This is a genomic window from Streptomyces sp. NPDC096205 (genome assembly GCF_044763135.1).
GTDB lineage: Bacteria > Actinomycetota > Actinomycetes > Streptomycetales > Streptomycetaceae > Streptomyces.
On sequence record NZ_JBIWFS010000003.1, the window covers coordinates 578780 to 605219 of the forward strand.

Genomic DNA, 26440 nt, shown 5'->3' on the forward strand with positions numbered 1-26440 from the left:
GAGCCGAAGTAAGGGGCCGCTGATGTCCGCGTGGGTGTACGTCGTCACCGTGCTCGCCGTCGTCGCCAATGCCGGGATCGCCGTCGCGGATGTGGCGGGGGCACGGTTCGTGCTGGCCAACTCCGCCGAGGTGGGGGTGGCCGCGAAGTGGATTCCGTGGCTCGCCGCGCTGAAGGGTGCGGGGGCGGCCGGGCTGGTGCTCGGGCTGGCCGGGGCGGGGGCGGTCGGGGTGGCCGCGGGGGCCGGGCTGGTGCTGTTCTTCCTCGGGGCGGTGCTCGCTCATGTGCGGGCGCGGGTCTTGCACAACATCGCGTTTCCGGTCGCATATCTGGCACTGGCCTGCGCGGCTCTCACCGCGGCGCTCGTTCGGGTTTGATAGGGGCCATGAGCAGCGACGCAGAAGCCATGCCCGAGTGGGAGCAGCGGTTCAGGGCACCGCGGGTCTCCCTGCCCGACTGGGCCGAGGACGCCCCCGACCGGTCCCTGTTCGTGTCCAACGCGACAGGGACGTACGAGCTGTACGCCTGGGACCGGGCCACCGGCTCTCAGCGCCAGGTGACCGACCGGCCCAACGGCACCACGGACGGTGTGCTCACCCCGGACGGCGCCTGGATCTGGTGGTTCGACGACAAGGACGGCGACGAGTTCGGCGTGTGGCGCAGGCAGCGCTTCGAGGGCGGCGAGGACGAGATCGCCGTACCGGGCCTGGAGCCGTCGTACCCGGCCGGTCTGGTGCTCGGCCGGGACGGGCGTACGGCGGTCGTCGGGCGGTCCACCGACGAGGACGGTACGACGATCCACGTCGCGCGCGCCGGTGAGGCCGCGGTCGAGATCTACCGGCACCGCGAGTCGGCGGGCGTCGGCGACCTCTCCCACGACGGCACGCTGCTGGCGATCGAGCACACCGAGCACGGCGACGCGATGCACTCGGCGCTGCGCGTGCTGCGGCTGGACGGCTCGGCCGTCGCCGAGCTGGACGACACCAAGGACGGCAGCGTCGAGCTGGGCCTGGAGGTGCTGGGCTTCGCGCCCGTGGACGGCGACACCCGGCTGCTCGTCGGGCATCAGCGGCGCGGCCGCTGGGAGCCGCTGGTGTGGGACGTGGCCTCCGGGGAGGAGACCGACCTGGCGCTGGAGCTGCCGGGCGACGTGAGCGCCGAGTGGTACCCGGACGGCACCGGGCTGCTCATCGCGCACAGCTTCGAGGCGCGCAGCGAGCTGTTCCGCTACGACCTGGCGAGCCGTGAGCTGGTGCGGGTGGACACCCCGGCCGGCACGGTGTCCGGGGCGACGGCCCGCCCCGACGGCAGCGTGGAGTACCTGTGGTCCTCGGCCGCCGAGCCGTCCGCGGTGCGCTCCACCGACGGCCGGGTGGTGCTGGACCCGCCGGGGCTGAAGTCGCCCGGGTCGGTGCCGGTGGAGGACGTGTGGGTGGAGGGGCCCGGCGGCCGTATCCACGCCCTCGTCCAGAAGCCGGCGGGCGCGCGGGGTCCCCTCCCGACCGTGTTCGACATCCACGGCGGTCCGACCTGGCACGACAGCGACTCCTTCGCGGCGGGGCCGGCCGCCTGGGTGGACCACGGTTACGCGGTCGTCCGCGTCAACTACCGGGGTTCCACCGGGTACGGCCGTGCCTGGACGGACGCGCTGAAGCACCGCGTGGGCCTGATCGAGCTGGAGGACATCGCGGCGGTGCGGGAATGGGCGGTGTCGTCGGGCCTGGCCGACCCCGCCCGGCTCATCCTCACCGGCGGCTCCTGGGGCGGCTACCTCACCCTCCTCGGCCTCGGCACCCAGCCCGACGCGTGGGCCCTCGGCATCGCCGCCGTGCCTGTCGCCGACTACGTCACCGCCTACCACGACGAGATGGAGGCCCTGAAGGCGATGGACCGCACCCTCCTGGGCGGCACGCCCGAGGAGGTGCCCGAGCGCTTCGAGGCGTCCTCGCCGCTGACGTACGTCGACCAGGTCAAGGCGCCGGTCTACATCTCCGCCGGCGTGAACGACCCGCGCTGCCCCATCCGGCAGATCGACAACTACGTCAAGCGTCTGGAAGCCCGGGGCGCGGTGCACGAGGTCTACCGCTACGACGCCGGTCACGGATCACTGGTCGTGGACGAGCGGATCAAGCAGGTCCGACTGGAGCTGGACTTCGCGGCGCGGCATCTGGGGTAGCTGCTGGTCGACGCCCTAAGGGGCGCGGGGAACTGCGCGACCAGCCACACACAGCCCGCGCCCGCGAGACGGCAGGAGCGATCACGGCGCCAGGCGGCACCTCAGCCCGGGCGCCGTTCGGCCTCTCGGCTTCGCCTCCCCAGCAGCTCCGCGAAGCCCCGCCGGGTCGCCGCGAGGATCACCCGGTCCCCGGGACCGAGGACGTATCCCTCGGGCAGCTCCCAGACGAGCCCCGCCCCGGGGGCGTCCTCGGTGCCGGGGCCGGTGTCCAGGGCGAGGACGCGCCAGGACCCGGCCCGGAAGGCCTCGCCGACGGTGCGCCCCTGAAGCTGGGGATGCCCGGCGACCTCCAGCGCGGCGAACAGCAGCACCCGCCGCTCGACGGGGATCGCCCCGAGGATCTGCCGCCCGAACATCGCCCCGGCGAACGCGGGCGCGGCCAGATGCGTGACGCTCCGGCTGCGGGTGAGCGCGTGCGGATGCGCGGCCCGCAGCGTGCGGTACACGGCGGTGGCGAAGTCGTCGTCGTACAGCCGCAGCACCACCCGCAGGTCGGCCCGCACCGAGCGGGCGTACAGCGCGGCCTCCAGATTGGTGGTGTCGACGCTGGTCAGCGCGAGCAGGGCGTGCGCGCGATGCACCTTCGCCGCCTCCAGGACGCCTTCCTGGGTGACGTCCCCGAGGACGACGGGCACCCGCAGCCGCCGGGCCACCGCGAGGCCGCGTGCCTCGGGGTCGGCCTCGACGCAGACGACGGGGATGTTCAGCTCGCGCAGCCGGATCAGCACCCGGGCGCCGATCTTGCCGAGCCCGAGCAGCACCACGTGCCCGCCGAGCCCGCGGGGCGGCTTGCGCAGCCCGGACGCGCTGCGGAAGGCGCCGAACGCCTCCAGGGCGGCCGCCAGCAGCACCGGCAGCAGCAATAACCCGAGGAGCCCGGCGAGGAGTTGGAGGATCTGCCGGCCCGTCGACTGGTTCAGCGCGGGCTCGTTGATGGCGAACAGGTCGAGCAGGGTCACGTAGGTCGCGTGCAGCGGATGGTCGCCGGTGAGCACGGTCAGCGCGATCGCGAGGGCGAGCACACAGCCGGCCACCCCGGCCAGCGACCAGCGCAGCCGCCGGGAGAAGAGCGAGCCCAAGGGCGGTACGCCGGTCAGCCCGGAGGCCGGGACGGACGGCGCCCCGGCGTAGGACACCTGCTCCAGGACGATCGTGCCGCGCCCGGTCGCCTCGCGCACCGCCGCCGCGTCCGGCAGCAGCCGCGGCCCGTGTTCGCCGTCGCTCTCCGAACCGTCCGCGCCCGCGGGGTCGTTGCTGGTGGCGGAGAGCAGCGCGAGGGTGGCCAGGCCCGGGTCGGCGACCTGCCCCGGCAGGGGCGGACGGCGTTCCACCGCGCGCAGCATGAGCCCTTCGGTCTGGACGACCTTGCTGGTGCCCGCGAGGGCGGTCGCGGCGAGCGCGGGCGCGGCCGTGTCGGCGTCGGACAGGACCACGGTGGAGGCCTCGGAGGCAGCGCCGGTCGCCAACGCGGCCGCCTGGTCGAGGAGTTCCTCGATGTGCTGGCCCAACCGGCGGTTGTACAGGCGCAGTACGAGCCTGAGGTGCGGGTTGAGGCGGCGTGCGGTGAGCGCGGCACGGATGTTGGTCTCGTCGTCGTCGTACACGAGCGCCAGCGCGGTCGCCCGGTCCACGCCCGCCTCGGCGAGCACCGCCTCGGTCGGCTCGACGGCTTCCACCACGCGCTCGGCGCCGGAGCCTTCCCCGCTCCCGCGGGCCGCGTTGACCATCCGGTCCAGGAACGCCGCCGACACCGCGCGGGCGCGTCCCACCACTGGCTGACGCACCCGGCGCCGGTCCGCCGGCACGACGAGCGTGACCTGTTCGCCGTAGACACCGCGCAGTTCGGCGGCGAGCCGGTGCGCGAGCCCGTCGTCGCCGCACACCACCATGTGCGCGTGCGCGCCGCCCGGCGCGGCCTGGTTCGGAACGCTCCCCACGAGGGGACAGACTGCCCTACCACCAGGGGCGGTTCCACTCCGGCTGAACGCGTGGCGCCCGGTCGCCGTATCCCTGGGGGAGGGAAGGGAGCCCCGTGGCCGTCATGGAGGACGCGCCTGCCGCGGGTCCGGACACCGTCGAGGCGCGGCGGCGCCCGGACCCGCCGCTCGTGCTGGTCCTGGTGCTGATGCTCGCCGTGCTGTTCCAGGGGCCGGTGCGGCGGGCGCTGGCCGCGCCGGTGATGCAGGACTGGACGACCGTGTTCCTGGCGGTGGTGGTGCAGGCGCTGCCGTTCCTGGTGTTCGGGGTGCTGCTGTCGGCGGTGATCGCCGTGTTCGTGCCCGCGTCGTTCTTCGCCCGCGTGCTGCCCGCCCGGCCCGCGCTCGCCGTACCGGCCGCGGGCCTTGCGGGCGCGGTGCTGCCCGGCTGCGAGTGCGCCTCGGTGCCGGTGGCGGGCGCGCTGATCCGGCGCGGGGTGACCCCGGCCGCCGCGTTCGCGTTCCTGGTGTCGGCCCCGGCGGTCAACCCGGTCGTGCTCACCGCGACCGCCGTCGCGTTCCCGGGCGAGCCCCGGATGGTCGTGGCCCGGCTGGCGGCGGGGCTGCTGGTGGCGTGCGCGACGGGCTGGCTGTGGCAGCGGGTGGGCCGGGAGGGTTGGCTGCGGCCGTCCCGACGTATGGGACACGGCGGATACGACGGTCAGGGGCGGCGCGGCGAGGCGTTCTGGGCGTCGGTGCGGCACGACGTGCTGCACGCGGGCGGGTTCCTGGTGCTGGGTGCGGCAGCGGCGGCCACGCTGAAGGCGGTGGTGCCCGAGAGGTGGCTCGGGTCCGTGGCGGGGGTCCCGGTGGTGTCCGTGCTGGCCCTCGCGGTGCTGGCGGTGCTGCTGTCGATCTGCTCGGAGGCGGACGCGTTCGTGGCCGCGTCGCTCACCCAGTTCTCGCCGACCGCCCGGCTGGCGTTCCTCGTCGTGGGGCCGGTGATCGACCTCAAGCTCTTCGCCCTGCACGCGGCCACCTTCGGCCGGGCCTTCGCCCTGCGCTTCGCGCCGACCGCCTTCGCCGTGGCCCTCGCGGCCTCGGCGCTGACCGGGGCGGTGCTGCTGTGAACAGGGTGGCCCAGACGGTGGTGCTGTTCCTGCTCGGCGCGAGCGTGCTGCACGCGGGCGCGACCGGCCTGTCTCTGCGGTACGTGAAGGCGGGGCTGCGGCCGGGGCTCGTGCTGTGCGGGGCGGTCCTGATCGCCGCCGCGGCGGCGACGGCCTGGTACGCGTGGCGGGACCGCAGGGCGGGCGGCGGCACCTCCGAGGAAGAGGCGCACGCCGGACCCCGGGTCTCCTGGCTGCTGCTGCTTCCCCTCGTCGCCCTGATCCTCGTCGCGCCGCCCGCCCTGGGCGCGCACAGCGCGATGCGGACCGGTACGGGCCTCCAGAAGCCGCTCGGCTACCCGCCACTGCCCTCCGGTGAGCCGCTGCGCCTGGGCCTCGCCGACTACGCGGGCCGGGCCGCCTACGACCACGGCCGCACCCTTCAGGGCCGCCGGGTGCGGCTCACCGGGTTCGTCGCCCTGGACGGCGAGGGCGCTCCCTACCTGGTGCGGATGACCCTCAACTGCTGTGCCGCGGACGCCCGTCCGGTCAAGGTCGGCCTCATCGGCCGGGTGCCGCCGGTGCCGGAGCCCGACCTGTGGCTGGAGGTCACCGGCACGTACACCCCGAAGCGGTCCGGCGACCCGGTCAACGGCGGCCCGATCCCGTACGTGGACGTGCTCTCGGCGCGGCCGGTGCCCGCGCCGGGTGACCCGTACGACGCCTCCGGGCTGTGACGTGTGGGGCGGGTGGTGCGCTGGATGATCGGAGCCGCCTTGCGGGGCGGGTGACGATCGAAGGGGGAGCAGCGTGGCTGCACGGGGAACACGGCACAGGCGTTCGGTGAAGGCCCGGGTCTGGGCCGGGGTGTCGGTGGCAGCGGCGGCGGGCCTCGCGGTCACCGCGACGCTGAGCATGAGCGCCGAGGCGGCGTGGACGTCCACGTGGAACGTGTCGGCGTCCGGCTGGATCGGGAGCGACTCCCCGCAGGTCGCCGTGGACCGCCAGGGCGACTCGCTGCTGGCCTGGACGGCCTGCGACCAGGCCACGTCCGGCTGCTACTTCCGGGTGCAGACCCGGGTGAGGACCGCGGCCGGCACGACCGGGGCGATCCGCACCCTCTCCCCGGACGGGGCCGCCCCCAACTGGCCGGAGGTCGCCTCCGACGACACCGGCGACTCCGCCGTCGTATGGCAGCAGGACGGGCATGTCGTGGGCCGGCGGGTCGCCGCGTCCGGCGCGCTCGTCGGGCCGCTGCAGCGGCTGTCCACCTCCGGACCGGCGAGCAACCCGGTGGTGGCGGTGACACCCGGCGGTACGGCGATGGCGGCGTGGACGGAGATCCGCGACGGCAGCGAGTACGCCGTCGCCCGCCGCATCATGATCGACGGCACGCTGGGCGCGCCGATCACCCTCGGGTCGGCGCACGGGGACAAGGCGGCCATCGGGGTCGACCGCAGCGGGCGGTTCGTCGTCGCCTGGGTGCGCGGCGGCTCGGAGGTCGTGGCGCGGCGCATCTCCTCGACCACGGTCGGCGGGGCGTTGGTGCTGACCTCGGCGATCGCCTCGTACGCCGGTTTCGGCGCGGTCCGGGTCGGGGTGGACCGGGACGGCGACGCGGTGATCACCTACCACTCCGGCGGCGGCGACCGCGCCCAGCAGTGGGCCTCGCGCTGGAGCCGTACCGGGACGCTGTCGGCGCCGCTGCGGATCTCGGCGTCCACCGACAACGTGGGCTTCGCGCACGCGCTGGCCACCGACCTGGAGGGGGACTCCATGATCGTGTGGAACCGCCTGAACAGCGGCAGGTCGGAGCTGCTGGGCCGCAGGCTGTCCGCGGCCGGCACACGCGGCGCGGTCGTCGCGCTCGGCGCGGGTGACCGGCCCGACCTCGCCGTGGACGACGACGGCGACGGCATGCTCGTCTTCCACACGGTCGTGCCGACGTCGACGATCCCCTACAGCTACACCAAGACGACGGCCCGTACGTTCACCCGGTCCGGCGGGTGGGGCACGGCGAAGATCCTCACCTCCGACGGGCGCGTGCCCCAGGTGGGCTCCCGGCCCACCGCGCGGTTCACGGTGATCTGGCAGCGTGAGGCGTCCCCGTACACGATCCGGTCGGTCACCGGGCCGTGAACCTCCTCGCGGCGCGTTGACGGGTGCGTTGACGGGTTGCGTTGACGGGTACTGGAGTTCGCCTCTTCGTCGTGGCGTGTGATCCCGCGAGCCCGTGCGCCACCCGGCGTGCGCGTGGCGCGTTGGGGTTGCCGTGGCGCGGATGCAGGGACGGTTCTGCATCCTCCGGTGCGCGGCTGTGCAGGAACGGTTCTGCACCGTCGGGGGCCGTGAGTGCGCCGAGCACGGCAACGGGGAGGAACGACAGTGTGGACTTGCGCCGGCGGACCCGACGACCCGCCCGCCTCCGATGAGCGCCCGCCCGGAGGCGTGGTCGGAGGCCTGGGAGACCTGGGCGGAGGCATGGGCGGAGACGGAGGCCTGGGCGGAGGCCTGGTCGGACGGGAACCCGAGGCGGCCCGGCTGCGCGAACTGCTCGCCGCCCACCGCCTGGTGACGGTCACCGGCCCGGTGGGCGTCGGCAAGAGCCGGCTCGCCGCGACGGTGTGCGGCGGGGCGTGCGACAGCCCCTGGGGGCGGGTGGTGCGGGTGCGGTGGCCGGTGAGGGGGCGGGGTGCGGGCGGGAAGGGCGCTGGTGCGGGCGCTGCGGCGGACGGGAGGGGAATCGCCTCGGACGGGAGCGGGGCTGCTGCGGGCGGGAGGGAAGCTGCCGCGGGCGGCAAGGGAGCCGCATCCGGCGGGAGGCGAGCCGCCGCGGGTGGCCGTCCGAGCCCGGATGCCCGTCCGAGCCCGGATGCCCGTCCGGGACCGGACGCGGAGGCGTGGGCGGCGGAGGTGCTGCGGGCGTCGGCCCTCGACGCCCCCGGGCTGCTGTTCCTCGACGACGTCGACCCGGTGCACACCGAGTGCCTCCGGCTGGTGCAGCGACTGCTGATGGACGTACCCGGGATGCGCATCCTGGTGACCTCGCGCGCGGCGCTCGGGCTCGGGGAGGAACGGGTGCTGCGGCTCACCCCGCTGAGCACCACAGCGCGGGACGGGGCGGGCGGCCGCTCGCCCGCGGCGCGGCTGTTCCTGGAACGGGCGCGCGGCGAGGGCCCGTTCGACCTGCCCGCCGTGCACGAGGTGTGCCGTCTGCTGGAGGGCGTGCCGCTGGCGATCGAGCTGGCCGCGGCGCAGACTCTGCGGCACTCGGTGGACGAACTGGCCCGGCTGCTGCGCCGCCACCAGTGCTGGCTGTCGGGCCCGCAGCCCGGGGCGCCCCGCAGGCACCGGTCGCTGCGCTCGGCCATGGGGTCCGTGTACGCGCTGCACGACCGGGCCGTACGGGTGGTGTGGGCGCGCGCCAGCGTCTTCGCGGGCTCGTTCGGGGAGTCGGCGGCGACCTTCCTGTGCGCGGGCGGCGGCGTCGAGCCGTACGAGGTGCCGGGCTGCCTGGCCCGCCTCGCCGCGGCAGGCGTCCTGCAGCCGGAGGGTGACCCGGGAGGAGTGCACCGGCCCCGCTACCGGATGACCGGGGCCGCCCGCGACTTCGGGGCGGAACGGCTGCGCGCGGCGGGTGAGGTGCCGGTCGCCGTGGAGCGGCTGGTGACGCACGGCCGACGTGTGGCCGAGGTCGCGGAGGACCTGTGGGCGGCGGGCTCGCAGCGGCAGGCGGTCCGGCTGCTCGCGGACGAGCAGGACGACCTGATGGCGGTGGCGCACCACGCCCTGGAGCGGCCCGAGCACACCGAGGCGGCGCTGGAGACCGTCGTCGGGCTGTGGTTCTGGTGGGTGGTCTACGACCACGCCGAGGCGGGCCGGGACCTGCTGCTCACCCTGCTCGGGCGGTGCGCGCCGGACAGCCCGCTCGCGGTGCGCGCCCAGTGGCTGGCGGCCTGGCTCACCGCGCCCGGCGACCCGCACACGGCCCGCTCCCTGCTGGGCCGCGCCTGGCCCGCCGCCGTACTGGCCGGCGACGACGCCTCGCTCGGCCGGATCGCACACGTCCAGGGCATGCTGGCGCTGCGCGAACGGGACAGCGTGGCCGCCGCGGCGCACTTCAAGGAGGCCGCCGACATCATCCCGCCGCACGCCCCGGGCGGCCCCTCGGCGGCGGTCAGCCTCGCCGCCCTGGCCGTGGCCCAGACGGCCTTCGACCCGGCCGCGGCCCGCCGCAGCGCCCGCCGCGCCCTGTCCCACCCGGACGTGCGCGAGGATACCTGGGCCTGTCTGCTCGCCCGCTACGCCCGTGCCGTCGTCGACCACCACCACGGCCGCCGCGGCCGCGCCTGGCACCGCGCCCGCCGCGCCCTGGCCGCCCTCGACCTCGAACTCCCCGCCCCCCTCCCCGCCCCCCACGGCCGCGCCGCCCTCCACGGCCTCATCACCGACATCGAGTCCGGCACGACGGCCCCCGACCGAGCCCCGTTCATCCCGGTGCCTCGGGCGGGTGGGGGTGTTGTGGTGGGGATGCGGTGAACGTGGAGCAGCTCGGACGACGGCCCGATAACCGCTCTCCCTTCACTCGGGGGCCGTGCGATCATCACATCGCTCACACATGCCGCTCTCGCCTCGCACGCCTCGATCGACGCACACCGCAGGCCGCGCTGACCGGGACCGGCGTCGATCACCGCATCCACGGACGGGCCCTGGGGGGAACCGCATGCTCCGCACCCTGCGTACCCGCGCGAGATCCGCCGCGTACGCCTCACTGCTGCTCACGGTGTCGCTCGTACTGTCCCTGCTGCTTCCGACGGGCCCCGCCACCGCGGACGACGGCTGTGTGTCCGTCGACCTCGGTGTGTACCAGGGCGACTTCGCCGCAGTCGGCGAGGTCGACTGTCTGCTGCTGCCGCTGCCCGAGGGCGCCCGCATGGCCGCCCTGAAGCCGCTCGGCGCCCCCGCACCGCGGCCCGAGCTCGCAGTGGCCGACGCCGACGGCGTACGGCGCTGCGCCGGGGACACCCTGTCCCAGGGGACCTGCGCGCTCACCGGCAAGGCGCCCTTCCGGGTTCTGGTCTCCACCGCGAGCGAGGACCAGCCGACCGGCGCGTACCGCATCGCGCTCTACCGCACGGACGCCCCGGACGCCTGCCCCGCCCTCCCACAGGGCGACTTCACCGCAGACAGCCCGGCGGCCCGGCTCGGCACCGGCGACGGTGTCTTCGCGCACTGCCTGAGCATCCCCGCCGACGCCCACAGCACGGCGGAGGTCCTCCAGCTGCGCGCGGTGACGGGCACCGCCACGGCCTCGGTCTCGGTCGTGGACACGGCCGGCCGGCAGGTCTGCATCATGTACGCCTCCCTGTCCGGCTGGACCACCTGCGCGCTCACCCCGGGCCTCGCTCACACGGTGCTGGTCAACGGCCGGGACTCCGCCGCCGCGTACACGCTGACCCGCAGCGATGTGACCGCGACGGCGAAGGGCTGCGCCGCGGCCCCGGCCACATCCGTGGGCGGGCCGTCCACCGGTGGACCGCAGGGCGCCCCGGGCACGCTGACCTGCCGTCAGGTCACCACACCCGACGCCCGCGACACGCTGCACCTCAATGTCCGGGACGCGCTCGGTACGGCGAACATCCTCGCGTTCGACGCCGAAGGCAAGGCCGTCTGCTCGTACCGCAACCGCGCCTGCGCGGTCACCGGCTCGACCAGCTACCAGGTCCTGGTCGCCGTGCCGTCGCACCTTCAGGCCGCCGGCTCCTACCGTCTCGACGCCCTGCGCATCGCCACCGCCGCCGGCCCCGCCGAGGAGTGCGTCAAGGTCCCGAACGTCAGCTACGGCTACGGGCCGATCACCGGCACCTTCGACGAGACGCACACCGCGCTCTGCCGGGCCCTGCCCACGGCCTACGACGACCGGTTCGACCTCGCGATCACCGACACCGCGGGCGGCACCGAGACGGCCGTGCCCGCGCTGTACGACGCGAGCCTGGACAACAACTGCATGCTGTTCATTCCGAGCGGCTATCAGTGCTACCTCACCGAGCCGTCCTCGGCAGAGGTCAGCCCGAGCATCCTCGTCCTCGGCCTGCCGGAGAAGGCGTCGCAGACGGCGTACCGGGCCGAACTCAGCTGCACGTACGCGCTCTGCGGCACGGACGAGATCACCGTCGGCTCGGTCACCCCGGCCACCGGCGCTGCCGGTACCCGGGCCGAGGTGACGCTGACGGGCACCGCCCTGCGCGCGGACGACAAGGTGCGGATCACCCGGTCCGGGAAGGCCATCGAGTCCACGACCGTCTCCGTCGCGGCCGATCGCAGATCGTTGACGGCCGTCCTCGATCTCACCGCGGCCGAGGCCGGCGACTGGAACCTCAGCGTCATCACGCACAACAGCTGGGAGTACCCGCGCGGCACCTTCACCGTCGTCCCGGCGCTGCACAACACCGCGCTCCCGGCGATCAGGGGCACCGCCCAGGTGGGCGTCCTGCTCAGGGCCACGCCCGGCACGTGGTCGGCGACTCCCGACTCGTACGCGTACCAGTGGGAGTCGAACGGCCGCGTGATCCCGGCGGCGACCGGAGCGGCCTTCCGGGTGCCCGCCTCGCTGCACGGCACGAAGATCACGGCCGTCGTCACCGCTCGCAAGAGCGGCTGGCAGAGCGCGACGGCCGAGACTCCGGTGAGCCTGCCCGTCGCGGCGGCCCGCCGGGACCAGTCGGGCCCCAGCGGCCCGCCGGACGGCGCCGGTGACCTGCTGACGCTGACCTCCGGCGGCACGCTGTCCGTCCAGCGAGCCACCGGGACAGGCACCTTCTCCGGCCGGACCAGCACCTCCGGCTGGTCGGTGAAGACCCTGGCCGTGCCCTTCGGGGACCTGAACGGCGACGCGTGCAACGACGTCCTCGTCCGCATGCCCGACGGGACCCTGCGCGGCTATGTGCCGTCCTGCGGCGGCGTCCTGCGGCCCACGTCCCCGTACAAGTCGCTGGGCGGCGGCTGGGGCGCGTACAACGTCCTCACGTCGCCCGGTGACCTCACCGGCGACGGCCGCGCCGACCTGATCGCGCGCCGGTCCGCCGGCGGGGACGTCTACCTCTACGCCGCCACGAGCGACGGCAGGCTCAAGCCCGGCGTGCGCATCGGCACCGGCTGGACGTCGTACACGAAGATCGTGGGCGCCGGTGATCTCACCGACGACGGCCACGGTGATCTGCTGGCCCGCGACACCGCGGGCAGGCTGTGGCGCTACGACGGCACCGGCACGGGCCGGTTCAGGAGCCGTGTGCTGGTCTTCTCGAACTGGGGCACCGGCTACAACGCTGTCGTGGGTGTCGGTGACATCACCGGCGACGGCCGGCAGGACCTCGTCGCCCGCGACACAGCCGGCAACCTCTACCGCCAGAGCGGCAACGGCAAGGGCTCCTTCGGCGCCCGGGTGAGGATCGAGACGGGCTGGCAGGCGTACACAGCGCTTTTCTGACCGATGACGACACGGAAGAAGGCCCCGACCAGTCACGGTCGGGGCCTTCTTCCGTGTACCGGTCAGCCCCCAGCCGGTGCCGCGGTCAGCAGGCGCCCCATCGAAGCCAGTACGGAGGGCTCGACCCGGTAGTACACCCAGGTGCCGCGGCGCTCGGAGGTCAGCAGGCCGGCTTCCTTGAGCTTCTTCAGGTGGTGGGAGACCGTCGGCTGGGAGACCCCGACGTCGGAGATGTCGCACACGCAGGCCTCGCCGCCCGGGTGGGAGGCGACCGCCGAGAAGAGGCGGAGCCGCACCGGGTCGCCGAGGGCCTTGAACATCCGCGCGGCGGTCTCGGCCTCCTCCGCGCTGAAGGGCCGCTCGGTGAGCGGCGGGCAGCACGGCTCGGTGTCGAGGACCGGCAGCAGCTTGGTGTTCGGCATGCGTCCATGGTGGCACGAGGCAGATTAGATGGCTATCGATATTGACGTTCATCGAATCCGGTGGGAGGCTCGGAGGCGACAGGACATCGATGAACATCGAAGCAAGGGGAAGCCCGTGAGCCTCGCGAACACTCCCGACCAGTTGCCGGTCGTCGTCATCGGCGCCGGCCCCGTCGGACTGGCCGCCGCCGCGCACCTCGTCGAGCGCGGGCTCGAACCGCTGGTCCTGGAGGCCGGCCCCGGCGCGGGCACCGCCGTCCGCGACTGGGCGCACGTCCGCCTCTTCTCCCCCTGGGCCGAGCTCACCGACCCGGCCGCCGAGAAGCTCCTCGCCCCGACCGGCTGGGTGCGCCCGGACGGCGCCGCCTACCCGGCGGGCGGGGACTGGGTCGAGCAGTACCTCCAGCCGCTCGCCGACGTCCTCGGCGACCGGGTCCGCTACGGCACCGAGGTCGTCGGAGTGGCCCGCGCGGGCCGTGACCGGGTGGTCGACGCGGCACGCGAGGAGCAGCCGTTCGCCGTCCACACCCTGGGGACGGACGGCATCGAGCAGCGGATCACCGCCCGCGCCGTCGTCGACGCCTCCGGCACCTGGGCCACCCCCGGCCCGATGGGCGCGGACGGCCTGCCCGCCCTCGGCGAGAAGGCGGCGGCCGACCGCATCTCCTACCGCGTGCCCGACTTCCGGGACCCGGCCGTCCGCGCCCGCTACGCCGGCCGGCGCACCGCCGTGGTGGGCTCCGGTGCCTCCGCCTTCACCGCGCTGGCCCAACTGGCCGACCTGGCCGAGCAGGAGCACGGCACACACGCGGTGTGGATCCTGCGCCGGGGCCTGACGGGTACGACGTACGGCGGCGGCGAGGCCGACCAGCTCCCCGCCCGCGGCGCCCTGGGCCTGCGCGCGAAGGCCGCGGTCGAGGCCGGCCGCGCGAGCGCGGTCACCGGCTTCCGTACGACGGCTGTGGAGCGCGGGTCCGAGGGCCTCGTCCTGGTGGCGGACGACGGCCGCCGGCTGCCCCCGGTCGACGAGGTGATCGTCCTGACCGGCCTGCGCCCCGACCTGTCCTTCCTCTCCGAGATCCGCCTGGGCCTCGACGAACGCCTCCAGGCCCCGACCGCCCTGGCCCCGCTGATCGACCCGAACGTCCACTCCTGCGGCACGGTGTACCCGCACGGCGTCACCGAGCTCTCCCACCCCGAACAGGGCATCTACCTGGCCGGCATGAAGTCCTACGGCCGCGCCCCCACCTTCCTCGCCCTGACCGGCTACGAGCAGGTCCGCTCCATCGCCGCCGCCCTCGCGGGCGACCGCGAGGCCGCCGAGCGGGTGGAACTGACCCTGCCGGAGACGGGGGTGTGCGGCGGGGCCGGCCTGTACGAGGAGCCGGAGGCGGCGCAGCCGGGCGGCTGCTGTGCGGCGCCGGCCACGGTGCGGATCGGCGTGGGCGCCGAGAAGACCGGCGGCGGTTGCTGAACTCCGCTCTCCCTTCAGGAGGTACGACATGTCCCGAGTCCAACTGGCCCTCCGCGTCCCCGACCTGGACGCCTCGATCGCCTTCTACAGCAAGCTGTTCGGCACCGACCCGGCCAAACTCCGCCCCGGCTACGCCAACTTTGCCATCGCCGAGCCCCCGCTGAAGCTCGTCCTGATCGAGGGTGACCCGGGCGACGACACCCGCCTGGACCACCTCGGCGTAGAAGTGGAATCGACCGAGTCCGTCCACGCCGCCACCACCCGCCTGGCAGAAGCCGGCCTCACCACCACCGAGGAGAACGACACCACCTGCTGCTACGCCCTCCAGGACAAGGTCTGGGTCCACGCGCCCGGCCGGGAGCCCTGGGAGGTGTACGTGGTGAAAGCGGACGCGGAGAGCATGGCCAAGCAGCGGGGGAGTGCGTGTTGCGGAACGCCGGGAAAGGAGGGCGACGGGGGATGACGGGCGACCATTGATCGACTATCGTCGATGGACGATGAACGACCACCCGACGACACCTCGCACCCCGACCCGAGGCCCCCTGACCGACGCCGACACGATCACATACGCGTCATGGTTCAAGGCGCTGGCGGACCCCATGCGCGTACGCGTCCTGAACCTCCTCGCGGTGGAGCGGCGCCCGATGGCGGTCGGAGAGATCGTCGACCGCCTGCCCATCGCACAGTCCACGGTGTCGCACCACCTGAAGATCCTGGCGGACGTACGGTTCGTGCTCCCCGCGGCACACGGCACCTCGACGCGCTACCAGGTCAACGAGGGCTGTCTGACGTGCTTCCCGGACGCGGTGCGGTCGATCATGGCACTGGAGGAGGCGACGGACGATGCCCCCTGAACCGCCCGCGCACATAGCCCCGCTGACGCAGGCGCACGCCGAACAGGTCCTGGAGATCTACCGCCTGGGCATCGAAGAGGGCGACGCCACCTTCGAGACGGAGCCCCCGTCCTGGGAGGTCTTCGACAGGTCGAAACTCCCGGACCACCGCTTCGTGGCCCTGGACAGCGGGACAGGCGACGTCCTCGGCTGGGTGGCCGCGACGAAGGTCTCCGACCGCTGCGCCTACGCGGGCGTGGTGGAGCACTCGGTCTACGTCCACCCGGCGGCCCGCGGCAAGGGCGTCGCCCGAGCCCTGATGTCGGCCCTCATCACCTCGACGGAAGCCGCCGGCATCTGGACCATCCAGTCCGGCGTCTTCCCCGAGAACACCCCCAGCCTCGCCCTCCACCACCACGTCGGCTTCCGCGTCATCGGCACCCGCGAACGCATCGCCCGCCACCACGGCCGCTGGCGGGACGTGCTCCTGCTGGAACGCCGCAGCCCGGAGATCCTCTGACGGTCAGTCGGTGGTCCGCCCCGAATCCGGGGGCGTCCCCGCCTTCGAGGAGAGGATGTCGCGAGCCTGCTCCGCCGCACGGACCATGCTCTCGCTGATGAAGTCGACGAAGCGGGCGATGTTCTCCAGGCGCACGGCGGCCGGGGTGCCGGCCCCCAGGATGCGCACGCCCTGCCGTGCGGTCTCGGCGAGTTGGGCCTGCGATCGGGCGCCGGCGAGCGTCGACTGATACCAGACGTCGTCGTCGACGACGTACCGCTCACGCCGGCGTTCGTCCCGCTCCCGCCGCACCAGCCCCAGCCCTTCCAGGAACGCGATCGCCTTGGACACGGACGCCGGACTGACCTGCAGCCGCTGGGCCAGCGCGGACGCGCCGAGGCTGCCCGTGTCGGCGGTCCAGAGGCAGATCAGCACCCGGGCCGTCATCTTGGGCAGCCCCTGCTGCATGAGCAGCGTCGCGAACGTCTCCTCGTACTCCCGTACGGCCTCGGCATCCCGCCCCTGCACCTGCGCAGGCGCCTGCGGCCCACGCGGCACGGGCTTCCGCCGCCGGTGGGCACGGCGTTCCGTCGCACGATGGGCCAGCTCGGCGCGGTACCCGGTCGGACCGCCGTTCCGCATCACCTCACGGGTGACGGTCGAGGTGGGGCGCTCCAGCCGCCGGGCGATCTCGGCATAGGCGAGCCCATCGGCCAGCCCGAGCGCGATCTGCTGACGTTCCTGCTGGGTGAGCCTGCCTCCCGGCATAGGGGTCTCCCGTTCGCGATTGGATGCGTGAGGTCGCCAGCGTAGCTTTCACTCTGAATCCATTGCAACGCAGGGAAGGGGTGACGTTGCGTTAGATGTAGACCCAGTGCAACGATTAATGGCCGTTGACCTGCAGTTTCAAGTTTTCAATGCAACAAGGCAATTGCGGCGCTCCTGAACGCAACGTAGCGTTTCTCATGTCAGAAAGCAGCGACGAGCACAGGAGAGCATGATGCAGAAGTTCGACACCCCGGCCCCGGTCTCCGCCGTCCTCGACATCCCGGCGGGCATCATCAGGTTCATCGCCGCCGACCGCGCCGACACGACGGTCGAGGTCCTTCCGGCGGACGCTGCGAAGGGCCGCGACGTGAAGGCGGCGGAGCAGATCGAGATCTCCTACGAGGACGGCGTGCTGCGGATCGAGGCCCCGGCGGCGAAGAACCGCATCCTCGGTTCCTCCGGCGCCGTCGAGGTGACGGTCCAGCTGCCCGCCGGCTCCCACGTCGAGGCGAAGGCGGCCGCCGCCGAACTCCGGGGCGTCGGACGACTCGGCGACGTCCTCTTCGAGGGCCAGCAGGCCACGGTCAAGCTCGACGAGACCGCCGGCGCCCGCCTCACCCTCCAGGCCGGCGACATCTCACTCGGCCGCCTGGGCGGCCCCGCGGACATCACCACCCAGAAGGGCGACCTCACCATCGCCGAGGCCGTACGCGGCACGGTCACCCTGCAAACCCAGCACGGCAACATCTCGATCGCCACCGCGGCTTCCGCCACCCTGGACGCCGGCACCACCTACGGCCGCATCCACAACACCCTCAAGAACCCCGACGGCCCCACCGCCACCGTCACCATCCACGCGACCACCGCCTACGGCAACATCACCGCCCACAGCCTGTGACGGCCCGCCTCACCCGGGGCACAAACACAACAAGGGCCCGATCCCCTGGAGGATCAGGCCCTTGTTGGTACTTCACTGTCGGGGTCGGGATTGAAGCCACGACCTCTTCGTCCCGAACGCGATCACCAACCCGCCTGACCCGGTCGACCGCTTCGTTGCGCCGGGAGTTGACCGTGGACGTCGTCCGTAGACGTCCAGGGTCGTCGCCGACCGGTCACGCTGTTTGGTCCCCCGTTTGGCCCCCGTGCTGAGGGCCGCACAGACCGTAAGGCCAGACGTCGTCTGCTTGTTCAGCGCCGATGGACTCGTACCTGCCCTGTCAGCGCCTGGCCCGTAACCTTCAGCTATGCGCATAGGTGCGATCACACGGGACGCAGTACTGAGGGCCATAGCTGAGTACGACGAGTTGGGCCGGACGGAGTTCCTCGCGAAGTACGGCTTTAAGGAGTCTCTTTCCTACGTCCTCGTGCACGAGGGAGGGTGGTACGACTCCAAGGCCATCGTCGGCGTGGCACACAAGTGGGACCATGGCCGGGCGCTGTTGCCTGCGGAGTTCAGCGGTGGCAAGGACCATGCGGCGGCCTGGCTCAGGCGAGTTGGGTTCAAGGTCAAGGCTGTCAGGAATCCCGATTGGGTGCGCGATGAGATCATCCTCGCCTGCCATCTCGTGATGGCCAACGGCTGGAGGGGGCTCGACGCAAACGACCAGCGGGTCATCGAGTTGTCCGCCCTCCTGCAACTGATGCCGATCCACGCCCAGGCCGATCGCAACGAGAAGTTCCGGAACCCGAACGGAGTTGCCCGGAAGACGTTCGATCTCGCCACGAGGCATCCGGACTACCAAGGCAAGCCGACCAATGGCGGAGCCCTCGACGTTGAGGTGCTGAACGACTTCCTTGCCAGGCCAGACGAGATGAACGAGGTGGCCCAGCTCATCCGAGAGGGTGTCACCGCGGGCGATCTCCAGAGCCTCCCGCCAGATGACGAGGACGAACTGGACGACTACGGCGCGCCCGAAGGGCGACTGCTGATGCGTCGGCACAGGAGCCGGGAGCGGAACAAGGGCTTGCGCAAGAAGAAGATTGCCGCGGTCCTTCGCCAGGGCAGACGGCTCAGCTGCGAGGCATGCGGGTTCGACTTCGAAGAGGTCTACGGCGAGCGCGGCGACGGCTATATCGAGTGCCACCACGTCGTCCCACTGCACGAAGCCGGCGAGGGCCAGACCAAGCTGAGCGATCTTGCACTCATCTGCGCCAATTGCCATCGGATGATCCACCGCCGCGCGCCCTGGCCAACCCCGAAGGAACTGCGAGCGGTCATTGAGGCCCGCCGGGCGAGCCGGAACCGCATCCCCGCGCAGCAACATTCCGACGAAGCGGTCTGGTGATCCCCGCCTTGCAAGTGCGTACGGCTCGTTCCCGAGCTGCTCGCCAGGCCACTGACTGAGCTTGATGAGCCCATCGACGAACGTCCAAAGTCACCGAAGTGCACGGACATTCCTTCAAGATCTGCCGGCGATTACATGGGCCATCGCCCGGCAGTCGGTAGGAGCCATCCGTCCTGCGCCAACCAACGTCCGTTGAAGCAGTGTTGCAGGTAGGTGGTTGGCAAGTGCGAGTCAGGGCGAAGCATCGGACGCCTCGAAATGCATGACTCTACCCGCAAAAAGCGGTAGAACTCTCCACCAGCGCCTCAACCCCATTGTATATTACGTACCCTTCGACCGAAACGCACTTTCCGGCCGCATACAGTGAGACGGGACCTGCATAATAGGAGTATCGCCCCGAGTCGTAATCGGTATCTATCACTGTGCAGTGCACTCCCGCTATACGTTCACCGCAGGTCCTGATTTCGGCCGCCATGGACTTTGAAACGCCATAGCCGCCCGCCTGTGTAGATACAAAAGCGCCACAGTTCCTCCCCGTGGACGAGTCATAGTATAGGTGGAAGTAGGCGTATACCGTTCGGTTCCCCGGCGTGAAGGCGGGGTAAGAAGCAAGTTCAGATCCACTACACCCGTATCCGCCCGCGTGGGCCTGGGGGGCAACGACCAACCCTCCAATGAAGACCGAAGCAGCAACGAGTATGCGATAAGCGATTCTGCGCATAAAGCAAACCTTTCCTTCTAAGGTGACGATTTCCGAGCCTCTGTGAGGCGAATATCATCTATACCGAGGGTTCCGCGGCACGGAGGGTGTTGTATACATGACAAAAGGGAATGCGTGCTGATGTTCGGGCTTACTGTGAACTCAGGAATGCTCCCGCTTCAGTGCTGTAACTACCGACCCGGGATCACCATCAATACCGCAGGACGCGGCTCCATCGTCTTGGCCGAATCCCCAACCTGTAGCGGTGTATGCACGGGGATCTGTGCCGACGCGAGACCCCAAAATCTCTTTGCTCAGCACGTCCTCGTCTCTTCTGGCACGGTTTACAGTGTGTCCGTCGCTGGCGGATACTCTTTTTCGTGCGGTTTCCTCCTGGTAGCCGCCTGGCATGACCTGCCGCGCGCTTGCGCTTAAGCGCTCACTCGCCAGCCCAGTTGTGTCACGCCTCCTGTGCCAGCAGGTCGAGAACGTCCCTCCCGGACCAGCAGCCTTCCGCCCCCGGGCAGGCCGCTACGTAGATCGCGATTGCTTCGAGGTCCCATGCGCCAGCATAGAGCAGCCCCGCAGCAAGGAACCGTACGTAGGCAGCAGAGGGAGCAACCCACTGCACTTCGTTCATCTGCCACGGCGCTGTGAAGGTCAGGACGGGCATACCGTCGACTTGACCAGCGCAGACGAGCGTTTCATAACGGCCGTCGCCCAGCACCGCACGTCCTGCCGTGAGGACTTCCTCTAGGTCGAGATCTACATCCGGGGCCCGGTACATCTCTTGAGCAGCGATGTCCGCGAACTGGTCAACCGTCACCAAGTGGGCTCGTGCCAGCACTCGCCCGGCGGCCTGGGGGTCGTAGAAGGCCCTGCCCCCACCCCAGACCGGTGACTCGGTGGCGAAATACATGGCGCCGGTCAGTTCCACAGGGATGGATCGGGCCGGCATCGCGGGGTTGCGGCACCCCGGATACTCCCTCGCCGCTCCAGACGGGCGGCCACCCTGGATGTAAGCGGCAAGACGATCAAGGTGCATGTTGGAGTCATAGGACGTGTACCAGAGCTCCGGCCGCTGATCACCATGGGCGCTGAAGCGATGGACGTGATCTTTGGGCAAGAGTACGAGCAGTGCGAGGCGGATGATCCCGGGGAGGGCGACGTGGTGGCCTGATCGAAAACGGTTGGCCCCCTGAGCACGACAGAGGCCCATTCGCGATCAAGCGAATGGGCCTCTGACCAGCGCACGCTGGTCAGGGACTCTGATACGGCTACCTTGCGGCCGGTGCCCCGTACGTAGGACGCGCCAGGCCCCTTGCGTCATGTCGTCGGCAGGGTTGCGTGGGTGCTTCAAGGCGGGCAACACCTTTCGTGTTCGCCCGCGGGGGCCTTCGACCCGCCGTAGCATCGGTCCTGATCGATAGGAGAGTCCCGCGAAGGGGGAGTCGGATGAAGGTTTTTCTTAGCTGGTCCGGCAAGCGGTCACAGAAGATGGCGGAAGCCTTGAAGACATGGCTTCCTGATGTCCTACAGGCTGTTCATCCCTGGATCTCCTCGCAAGATATCAGTAAGGGGAGTAGGGGGCTCAAGGATATTGCAGATGAGCTTGCCGAAGTAAATTTTGGGATCATCTGCGTAACTGCGGAAAACCAGAAGTCCCAGTGGGTTAACTTTGAGGCTGGCGCTTTGTCTAAGCAGATGGGGGAATCCCTTGTGGTCCCTCTTCTGCTTGACATTAAGATTGCCGAACTGACCGGCCCTCTGGCTCAATTTCAAGCCACGGAAAGCGCGTCGAAAGAAGATGTCTACCAGCTCATGAAGGATATCAATGCTGCGCTGGGTGATTCCGGCATCACGAGTGACCGTCTCAGCAGGGCATTTGATCGCTACTGGCCGGACCTTGAGGAGCAGTTGAAGGGCATTCGAGCTGAGGAGGGGAGTGGTGAGCATGTTCGATCGAGTACAGACATGCTGGAAGAACTGCTTGTGTTGATTCGCCAGCAGGAAAGGAGGATTACCCGCCTGAGCGATGACGTGCGGATCTTGTTCCAAGCGCCCGACCCTGACAGATACATCCAAATCCCTGCCGAAGACCGAGTGATTAAGGTTGAAGCGGCACGGTATAGGAGCCCTTTTGAGGGGATGGCGCTTGCCGAGCTTCAGGGGATTGCATCAGCGCTGGGGATTCGAGAGGCGCACCGTCTACGCAAAAGCCAGATTATCAAGGTAGTCCAGGACCATATGGAATCTCAGGGTTTGTCGCTTCGTGACGTCATGGGGGACGAATCCAGCTGAGCTCCTGCGCCTGTGGACATTCATCGCGGCATGAAACCAGGCTTCTGCTCGGCGAGCGAATGGAGCCGTGCGAGGTAGTCCTGTGCCCCCGGTTCAGAGCTGTACCTGCGCCTCATCTCGGCAGCGAGTTCGCGGCTGGTAATGATGAGCGACGGCACCGATTGGCGGTCGCCTTCGAGAGCCCGCTCACCCATGATGAGCGCCTGCTCCAAGTCGCCCTCACGCGCTGCGGTGACTCCGAGCGTGGCCCGCGCTTCCGCATTGCGCATCGGTGATCGCTCGGTACCGTCGAAGTCTGTTCCCGCCCTCAGCACCTCTTCTGCAAGCGTGCGCGCAAGCTTGTCTTCGCCGACGAGGCGGTAGCAGTCCATGGCGTAGAAGTCGAACTTGGCCGGATCAACCACGAAGTGGTTGTCCAGGTTCTCGGGGTACGGCATTCCTTCGAGCAACTGCCGTCCCTTATCCAAGGCGACCTCGACTTGCCGGCGGTCGCCGATTCGCGCCCAAGCCTTGGCTTCCTGGGCTGCGAGCTGCACGGCCACACCGTGATGTGCCGCCGTCTCGGCGCCAGCCCGCGCCGCCGCGATGACGCCGCGGTAGTCACCGGTCGTGAGAGCGAACCACGCCCGCATCTCGTGCGCCCACCCGGCGACCTCCGCATGGTCCGCCTCGGTCGCGAGCGAGAGCGCCGCCCGTCGCGTCGACTCAGCCGCGTGGCGTGCGCCCGTGTCGTACTCGACACAGCCGACCAGTAGCGCGAGCCAACCAGACAGCGCGAGCACTTCGCGGTGCTGCGCGAGGGTGAGGCTCTTCGTGTGCAGTTCGACGACGCGTCGAAGCCACTGCCGGCCCTCGATGAGGAGCTGCTCGCTCGGCATGAACGGGTACTCCAAGGCGAGCCGGTCCGCTGTGATCCGCAAAGCATCGAGTGTGGCGTTGTCGACGTCGGACCGGTTGAGACGGCTCACGATCTCCAGCGTCTCCATGCCGGACGCTGCCAGGATCTCCCTGTCACCGTCGCGCCGCGAGGGCGACCATCGCTCTACCGAAGCAGGTGGTCGACGTCCTCGAAGAGCACATGCGATGGCAGAAGCTGGAGCGGGCATCGAGAGGGATGGAGTGGAGCCCTACCGGCCGAGTCTTCACAACCCGGAGCGGCGAGCCGCTGGACGCGGCGAACGTCCGGCGTGACTTCAAAGAAGGCAGGACTGGCGCCTGAGTGGACGCCGCGGGAGCTGCGGCACAGCTTCGTGTCCCTGCTGTCCGACCACGGCATCCCGCTGGAGAGGATCGCGCTCTTGGTCGGTCACAGCAGTCAGGCCACAACGGAGGCGGTCTACCGGAAGCAGCTACGGCCGGTGATCACCCAGGGCGCCGAGGCGATGGATGACATCATCGCTGATGATCATGAAGTGGAGGCTGCGGAGGGCGACGAAGCGGGCAACGCGGTGACCTGATCAAAAGCGTTTGGCCCCCTGTTTGGCCCCCTGAGCATGTCAGAGACCACATACCAAAATTGGTATGTGGTCTCTGACCAGCGTCGGGGTGGCGGGATTTGAACCCACGACCTCTTCGTCCCGAACGAAGCGCGCTGCCAAGCTGCGCTACACCCCGATCGTCGCTGCTCTCGCGGCGACGTCGTTTACTTTAGCCCACCGGTGGCTGTAGACGAAATCCGGTTTTGCCGCGGTGGCGGATCGGGTTCGGGCGGACGTGGTCGAGGGCGACGAGGAGGAGGGCGAGGGCGTAGAAGGAGAGGCCGAGGAGGAGGGCGTTGCCCAGGATGCTCTTGTAACCGTGGGCGTCGACGTCCAGGAACGGGTAGAGGTAGCGGCCGCCCGGGGTGCCGGGGAGCAGGAGTTCGCCGCGGATGAGGGAGAAGGTCAGGTAGGCCAGGGGGTAGAGGAGCCAGGTCGGGGCCTGGCGCAGGTGGAGGCGGCCGGGGGGCGTCAGCAGCAGCCAGTCCAGGACGGCCGCGGCGGGGGCCACCGTGTGCAGGAGCTGGTTGGCCACCGCGTGCCAGCCCGTCGGCGGGGCGGCCGTCTCCGTCATGGAGAAGGGCGTCGCCGCGTTGGTGAGGATCAGGTGGTACACCAGCGCGGTGATCACGACGTAGAGCAGGACGGCGCCTGTCAGGGCCCCCGGAAGCGGGCGGCGGGCCGTCCATACGCGGCGCGCCGAGACGACGAGGACCAGCGCCAGCAGGATGTTCGCCTGGATGGTGAAGAAGCTCAGGGCGCGCAGCGGGCTGCCCAGCAGCAGCTCGATGGTCACGCCCGCGGCCGCCACCAGCGCGGTGAGGAGACGGAAGGTGCCTATCAGGGGGCGACGTACCGGCGTCAGAACGGCCGATGCCGGGACGGGTGAGGGCAGCAGCGCGGGGATGCCCGGGAGCGCGGGTAGGTCCGGGATGTCCCTGGGTATCGGTGCGGTCATGCCCCCAAGCTAGGCAAAGCAGACATGGCGGGCTATGTGGGTGGTCCGTGTGGGGGACAGGGCCCGACGCCCTGCCCGGCTGGTATGCCTTGCCTCCCCGCCCGACGCCCTGCCCGGCCGGTACGCCTTCCCGCCCGTCGACCACCCCGCCCCGCCAGGCCCAGCCAGGCCTCGCCAGTACGGCTTCCCGCCGCCCGACCCCCGCACCACCAGGCCCAGCCAGGCCTCGCCGATACGCCTTCCCGCCGCCGACCCCGCCGCCCAGCGGCCTGCCCCCTACCCCCGCCCCACCAACGTGAGCAACGTCGCCTCAGGCGGGCACGCGAACCGCACCGGCGTGTAGCGGTTCGTGCCGCAGCCCGCCGACACGTGCATGTAGGCCGTACGGCCGCCCGCCGTGTGGGTCGACAGGCCCTTGACCCGGTCCGTGTCCAGGTCGCAGTTGGTGACGAAGGCGCCGTAGAAGGGGAGGCAGAGCTGGCCGCCGTGGGTGTGGCCGGCCAGGATCAGGGGGTAGCCGTCGGCGGTGAAGGAGTCGAGGCTGCGCAGGTACGGCGCGTGGACGACGCCGATGGAGAAGTCCGCCGAGCCGGAGGGGCCGCCGGCCACCTGCGCGTAGCGGTCCCGCTTGATGTGCGGGTCGTCCACGCCCGTGAGCTCGATCGACACGCCGTCGGTCTTGAGGACGCCCCGCGTGTTGGTGAGGTTCAGCCAGCCGGCCGCGTCGAAGCCGTCCCGCAGGTCCTCCCACGGGTTGTGGATCACTCCGACCGCCGGCGGGTTGCCGTTGAGGCCGTGCCGTCCCTGAAGCTTCTCGATCAGATAGAGGGCGGGGTTGCGCAGCCTCGGTCCGTAGTAGTCGTTCGAGCCGAAGACGTACGCCCCCGGGAAGTCCATCAGCGGCCCCAGCGCGTCCAGTACCTCCGGCACGCCCTCCGGGTCGGACAGATTGTCACCGGTGTTGATCACGAAGTCGGGGCGCAGGCCCGCCAGCGACCGCAGCCAGCGCTGCTTCTTGCGCTGCCCGCCGACCATGTGGATGTCGGAGACGTGCAGCACGCGCAGCGGGCGCATGCCCGCCGGGAGCACGGGGACGGTCACCCGCCGGAGGCGAAAGGAACGGGCCTCGAAACCCGCCGAGTAGAGAAGACCGGCGGCCCCGACCGCCGTCATGCCGAGGGGTACTCCGTATCGCGCGCGCATACGTCCATCGTGTCAGACCGGCTGACTGCTCCCGTACGACCTCCCTGTCAACCGCCGCCTCCGCGTGGCCGTTGGGAAATGGACGGGCGGTGCTCCTGTCGTACCTGCGACAATCGAGCCATGACCACGCTCAAGTCGAAGCTGCAGGAAGACCTCAACGCCGCGATCAAGGAGCGCGACGAGCTCCGCTCCTCGACGCTCCGGCTGACGCTCACCGCGATCACCAAGGAGGAGGTCGCGGGCAAGGAGAAGCGCGACCTCTCCGACGACGAAGTCCAGAAGGTGATCACCCGAGAGGCGAAGAAGCGCCGTGAGGCCGCGGAGGCCTTCGCGCAGGGTGGCCGCGCCGAGCAGGCCGAGCGGGAGAAGGCGGAGGGCGAGGTCCTCGCCGCGTACCTGCCCAAGCAGCTGTCCGACGAGGAGCTGGAGCGGATCGTCGCCCAGGCCGTCGAGGAGGCGAAGGCGGCCGGGGCCGAGGGGCCGAGGGCCATGGGCGCGATCATGAAGATCGTCAACCCGAAGGTGGCCGGCCAGGCCGAGGGCGGCCGCGTCGCCGCCGCGGTCAAGAAGCTGCTCGCGGGCTGACGCCCTCCCGGCCTGCCGTACAGGAGGCCACTCGCGGCGCTTGCCGCACCAGAGGCCACTCCCGGCGCTTGCCGCACAAGCGGCCACTCGCGGGCGCTTGCCGCACAAGCGGCCACTCCCGGCCTCCACGACAGCGGGGGCGCCCCTCCCAAGAGAAGGGGCGCCCCCGCTGTCGTATGCCTACGGGA

Annotated in this window: 23 protein-coding genes and 1 tRNA gene; 16 read left to right on the forward strand and 8 right to left on the reverse strand. The window is 70.9% G+C overall.

What is annotated here, in order from left to right; genetic code table 11:
* Window positions 1-22: 22 nt before the first annotated feature.
* Together ACIQ6Y_RS14965 and ACIQ6Y_RS14970 are read left to right on the forward strand one after the other, a co-directional pair.
* The gene (locus ACIQ6Y_RS14965) at window positions 23-376 is read left to right on the forward strand and encodes a DoxX family protein (RefSeq protein ID WP_404037673.1); all 354 of its coding nucleotides are present in this window, start codon (window positions 23-25) and stop codon (window positions 374-376) included.
* Window positions 377-384: 8 nt separating this feature from the next.
* Entirely contained in the window at window positions 385-2175 is a 1791-nt protein-coding gene (locus ACIQ6Y_RS14970) for a prolyl oligopeptidase family serine peptidase (protein WP_404037676.1), read from the forward strand.
* Window positions 2176-2276: 101 nt separating this feature from the next.
* Here the strand turns inward: ACIQ6Y_RS14970 and ACIQ6Y_RS14975 are convergent, their stop codons facing one another.
* A complete protein-coding gene (locus ACIQ6Y_RS14975; RefSeq protein WP_404038371.1) occupies window positions 2277-4124 on the reverse strand; it encodes an NAD-binding protein in 1848 nt (615 codons plus the stop codon).
* 143 nt (window positions 4125-4267) lie between these two features.
* Here ACIQ6Y_RS14975 and ACIQ6Y_RS14980 point away from each other — a divergent pair, with 143 nt between their 5' ends.
* The 5 genes from ACIQ6Y_RS14980 (at window position 4268) to ACIQ6Y_RS15000 (ending at window position 12746) form a co-directional block, all read left to right on the forward strand.
* Complete coding sequence (locus ACIQ6Y_RS14980; RefSeq protein WP_404037679.1) at window positions 4268-5281, forward strand: permease; 1014 nt, start codon at window positions 4268-4270, stop codon at window positions 5279-5281.
* A complete protein-coding gene (locus ACIQ6Y_RS14985) occupies window positions 5278-5997 on the forward strand; it encodes a TIGR03943 family putative permease subunit (protein WP_404037682.1) in 720 nt (239 codons plus the stop codon). Before ACIQ6Y_RS14980 ends, ACIQ6Y_RS14985 begins: the two co-directional genes overlap by 4 nt.
* A 73-nt stretch (window positions 5998-6070) precedes the next feature.
* A complete protein-coding gene (locus tag ACIQ6Y_RS14990) occupies window positions 6071-7399 on the forward strand; it encodes a hypothetical protein (protein ID WP_404037684.1) in 1329 nt (442 codons plus the stop codon).
* 342 nt (window positions 7400-7741) lie between these two features.
* Entirely contained in the window at window positions 7742-9799 is a 2058-nt protein-coding gene (locus ACIQ6Y_RS14995) for an ATP-binding protein (protein ID WP_404037687.1), read from the forward strand.
* Between the two features lie 184 nt (window positions 9800-9983).
* Window positions 9984-12746: an FG-GAP repeat domain-containing protein gene (locus tag ACIQ6Y_RS15000; protein WP_404037690.1), complete on the forward strand. Its 2763-nt coding sequence runs from the start codon at window positions 9984-9986 to the stop codon at window positions 12744-12746.
* Window positions 12747-12808: 62 nt separating this feature from the next.
* Here the strand turns inward: ACIQ6Y_RS15000 and ACIQ6Y_RS15005 are convergent, their stop codons facing one another.
* Window positions 12809-13168, reverse strand: coding sequence for an ArsR/SmtB family transcription factor (locus ACIQ6Y_RS15005; protein ID WP_404037693.1), 360 nt, complete (start codon window positions 13166-13168; stop codon window positions 12809-12811).
* A gap of 115 nt (window positions 13169-13283) precedes the next feature.
* On the opposite strand from ACIQ6Y_RS15005, the gene ACIQ6Y_RS15010 reads away from it, so the two are divergent.
* From ACIQ6Y_RS15010 to ACIQ6Y_RS15025, 4 genes are read left to right on the forward strand one after another with little or no spacing between them, the layout of a single operon-like run.
* Window positions 13284-14642, forward strand: a complete 1359-nt coding sequence (locus ACIQ6Y_RS15010; RefSeq protein WP_404037696.1) for an FAD-dependent oxidoreductase — start codon at window positions 13284-13286, stop codon at window positions 14640-14642.
* A 28-nt stretch (window positions 14643-14670) separates the two neighbouring features.
* A complete protein-coding gene (locus tag ACIQ6Y_RS15015) occupies window positions 14671-15105 on the forward strand; it encodes an ArsI/CadI family heavy metal resistance metalloenzyme (protein ID WP_404037699.1) in 435 nt (144 codons plus the stop codon).
* A gap of 34 nt (window positions 15106-15139) precedes the next feature.
* Window positions 15140-15496, forward strand: coding sequence for an ArsR/SmtB family transcription factor (locus ACIQ6Y_RS15020; protein ID WP_404037702.1), 357 nt, complete (start codon window positions 15140-15142; stop codon window positions 15494-15496).
* Window positions 15486-15995 (forward strand): GNAT family N-acetyltransferase, encoded by a 510-nt coding sequence (locus ACIQ6Y_RS15025; RefSeq protein ID WP_404037704.1) that lies wholly within the window; start codon window positions 15486-15488, stop codon window positions 15993-15995. The genes ACIQ6Y_RS15020 and ACIQ6Y_RS15025 overlap by 11 nt, the downstream gene beginning before the upstream one ends.
* A gap of 3 nt (window positions 15996-15998) precedes the next feature.
* Here the strand turns inward: ACIQ6Y_RS15025 and ACIQ6Y_RS15030 are convergent, their stop codons facing one another.
* Complete coding sequence (locus ACIQ6Y_RS15030) at window positions 15999-16742, reverse strand: helix-turn-helix domain-containing protein (protein WP_404037707.1); 744 nt, start codon at window positions 16740-16742, stop codon at window positions 15999-16001.
* 232 nt (window positions 16743-16974) lie between these two features.
* On the opposite strand from ACIQ6Y_RS15030, the gene ACIQ6Y_RS15035 reads away from it, so the two are divergent.
* Both ACIQ6Y_RS15035 and ACIQ6Y_RS15040 read left to right on the forward strand, forming a co-directional pair.
* Window positions 16975-17640, forward strand: coding sequence for a DUF4097 family beta strand repeat-containing protein (locus ACIQ6Y_RS15035; RefSeq protein ID WP_404038374.1), 666 nt, complete (start codon window positions 16975-16977; stop codon window positions 17638-17640).
* 346 nt (window positions 17641-17986) lie between these two features.
* Complete coding sequence (locus ACIQ6Y_RS15040; RefSeq protein WP_404037710.1) at window positions 17987-19027, forward strand: HNH endonuclease; 1041 nt, start codon at window positions 17987-17989, stop codon at window positions 19025-19027.
* Between the two features lie 1160 nt (window positions 19028-20187).
* Here ACIQ6Y_RS15040 and ACIQ6Y_RS15045 read toward each other — a convergent pair.
* Window positions 20188-20664 (reverse strand): histone deacetylase, encoded by a 477-nt coding sequence (locus ACIQ6Y_RS15045; RefSeq protein ID WP_404037713.1) that lies wholly within the window; start codon window positions 20662-20664, stop codon window positions 20188-20190.
* A 518-nt stretch (window positions 20665-21182) separates the two neighbouring features.
* On the opposite strand from ACIQ6Y_RS15045, the gene ACIQ6Y_RS15050 reads away from it, so the two are divergent.
* Window positions 21183-22028 (forward strand): TIR domain-containing protein, encoded by an 846-nt coding sequence (locus ACIQ6Y_RS15050; RefSeq protein ID WP_404037716.1) that lies wholly within the window; start codon window positions 21183-21185, stop codon window positions 22026-22028.
* Window positions 22029-22048: 20 nt separating this feature from the next.
* On the opposite strand, the gene ACIQ6Y_RS15055 is transcribed toward ACIQ6Y_RS15050, so the two are convergent.
* On the reverse strand, window positions 22049-23014 hold the full coding sequence (locus tag ACIQ6Y_RS15055; RefSeq protein WP_404037718.1) for an XRE family transcriptional regulator: 966 nt from the start codon (window positions 23012-23014) through the stop codon (window positions 22049-22051).
* 264 nt (window positions 23015-23278) lie between these two features.
* Here ACIQ6Y_RS15055 and ACIQ6Y_RS15060 point away from each other — a divergent pair, with 264 nt between their 5' ends.
* A complete protein-coding gene (locus ACIQ6Y_RS15060; protein WP_404037721.1) occupies window positions 23279-23485 on the forward strand; it encodes a hypothetical protein in 207 nt (68 codons plus the stop codon).
* A gap of 83 nt (window positions 23486-23568) precedes the next feature.
* On the opposite strand, the gene ACIQ6Y_RS15065 is transcribed toward ACIQ6Y_RS15060, so the two are convergent.
* The 3 genes from ACIQ6Y_RS15065 to ACIQ6Y_RS15075 form a co-directional block, all read right to left on the reverse strand.
* A tRNA-Pro gene (locus tag ACIQ6Y_RS15065) sits at window positions 23569-23642 on the reverse strand.
* 33 nt (window positions 23643-23675) lie between these two features.
* Complete coding sequence (locus ACIQ6Y_RS15070) at window positions 23676-24464, reverse strand: Pr6Pr family membrane protein (RefSeq protein ID WP_404037724.1); 789 nt, start codon at window positions 24462-24464, stop codon at window positions 23676-23678.
* 276 nt (window positions 24465-24740) lie between these two features.
* The gene (locus tag ACIQ6Y_RS15075) at window positions 24741-25667 is read right to left on the reverse strand and encodes a metallophosphoesterase (RefSeq protein ID WP_404037726.1); all 927 of its coding nucleotides are present in this window, start codon (window positions 25665-25667) and stop codon (window positions 24741-24743) included.
* 120 nt (window positions 25668-25787) lie between these two features.
* Between ACIQ6Y_RS15075 and ACIQ6Y_RS15080 the strand changes: the two genes are divergently transcribed.
* Window positions 25788-26252: a GatB/YqeY domain-containing protein gene (locus ACIQ6Y_RS15080; RefSeq protein WP_404037729.1), complete on the forward strand. Its 465-nt coding sequence runs from the start codon at window positions 25788-25790 to the stop codon at window positions 26250-26252.
* Window positions 26253-26440 lie beyond the last annotated feature (188 nt).

What these genes read in the sequence shown, in the direction of transcription:
- ACIQ6Y_RS14965 (WP_404037673.1), top strand. Translation starts at nt 23, where the DNA reads ATGTCCGCGTGGGTGTACGTCGTCACCGTGCTCGCCGTCGTCGCCAAT.
- ACIQ6Y_RS14970 (WP_404037676.1), top strand. Translation starts at nt 385, where the DNA reads ATGAGCAGCGACGCAGAAGCCATGCCCGAGTGGGAGCAGCGGTTCAGG.
- ACIQ6Y_RS14975 (WP_404038371.1), bottom strand. Translation starts at nt 4,124, where the DNA reads ATGGTGGTGTGCGGCGACGACGGGCTCGCGCACCGGCTCGCCGCCGAA.
- ACIQ6Y_RS14995 (WP_404037687.1), top strand. Translation starts at nt 7,742, where the DNA reads ATGGGCGGAGACGGAGGCCTGGGCGGAGGCCTGGTCGGACGGGAACCC.
- ACIQ6Y_RS15000 (WP_404037690.1), top strand. Translation starts at nt 9,984, where the DNA reads ATGCTCCGCACCCTGCGTACCCGCGCGAGATCCGCCGCGTACGCCTCA.
- ACIQ6Y_RS15005 (WP_404037693.1), bottom strand. Translation starts at nt 13,168, where the DNA reads ATGCCGAACACCAAGCTGCTGCCGGTCCTCGACACCGAGCCGTGCTGC.
- ACIQ6Y_RS15015 (WP_404037699.1), top strand. Translation starts at nt 14,671, where the DNA reads ATGTCCCGAGTCCAACTGGCCCTCCGCGTCCCCGACCTGGACGCCTCG.
- ACIQ6Y_RS15020 (WP_404037702.1), top strand. Translation starts at nt 15,140, where the DNA reads ATGAACGACCACCCGACGACACCTCGCACCCCGACCCGAGGCCCCCTG.
- ACIQ6Y_RS15025 (WP_404037704.1), top strand. Translation starts at nt 15,486, where the DNA reads ATGCCCCCTGAACCGCCCGCGCACATAGCCCCGCTGACGCAGGCGCAC.
- ACIQ6Y_RS15030 (WP_404037707.1), bottom strand. Translation starts at nt 16,742, where the DNA reads ATGCCGGGAGGCAGGCTCACCCAGCAGGAACGTCAGCAGATCGCGCTC.
- ACIQ6Y_RS15035 (WP_404038374.1), top strand. Translation starts at nt 16,975, where the DNA reads ATGCAGAAGTTCGACACCCCGGCCCCGGTCTCCGCCGTCCTCGACATC.
- ACIQ6Y_RS15040 (WP_404037710.1), top strand. Translation starts at nt 17,987, where the DNA reads ATGCGCATAGGTGCGATCACACGGGACGCAGTACTGAGGGCCATAGCT.
- ACIQ6Y_RS15050 (WP_404037716.1), top strand. Translation starts at nt 21,183, where the DNA reads ATGAAGGTTTTTCTTAGCTGGTCCGGCAAGCGGTCACAGAAGATGGCG.
- ACIQ6Y_RS15055 (WP_404037718.1), bottom strand. Translation starts at nt 23,014, where the DNA reads ATGGAGACGCTGGAGATCGTGAGCCGTCTCAACCGGTCCGACGTCGAC.
- ACIQ6Y_RS15070 (WP_404037724.1), bottom strand. Translation starts at nt 24,464, where the DNA reads ATGACCGCACCGATACCCAGGGACATCCCGGACCTACCCGCGCTCCCG.
- ACIQ6Y_RS15075 (WP_404037726.1), bottom strand. Translation starts at nt 25,667, where the DNA reads ATGCGCGCGCGATACGGAGTACCCCTCGGCATGACGGCGGTCGGGGCC.
- ACIQ6Y_RS15080 (WP_404037729.1), top strand. Translation starts at nt 25,788, where the DNA reads ATGACCACGCTCAAGTCGAAGCTGCAGGAAGACCTCAACGCCGCGATC.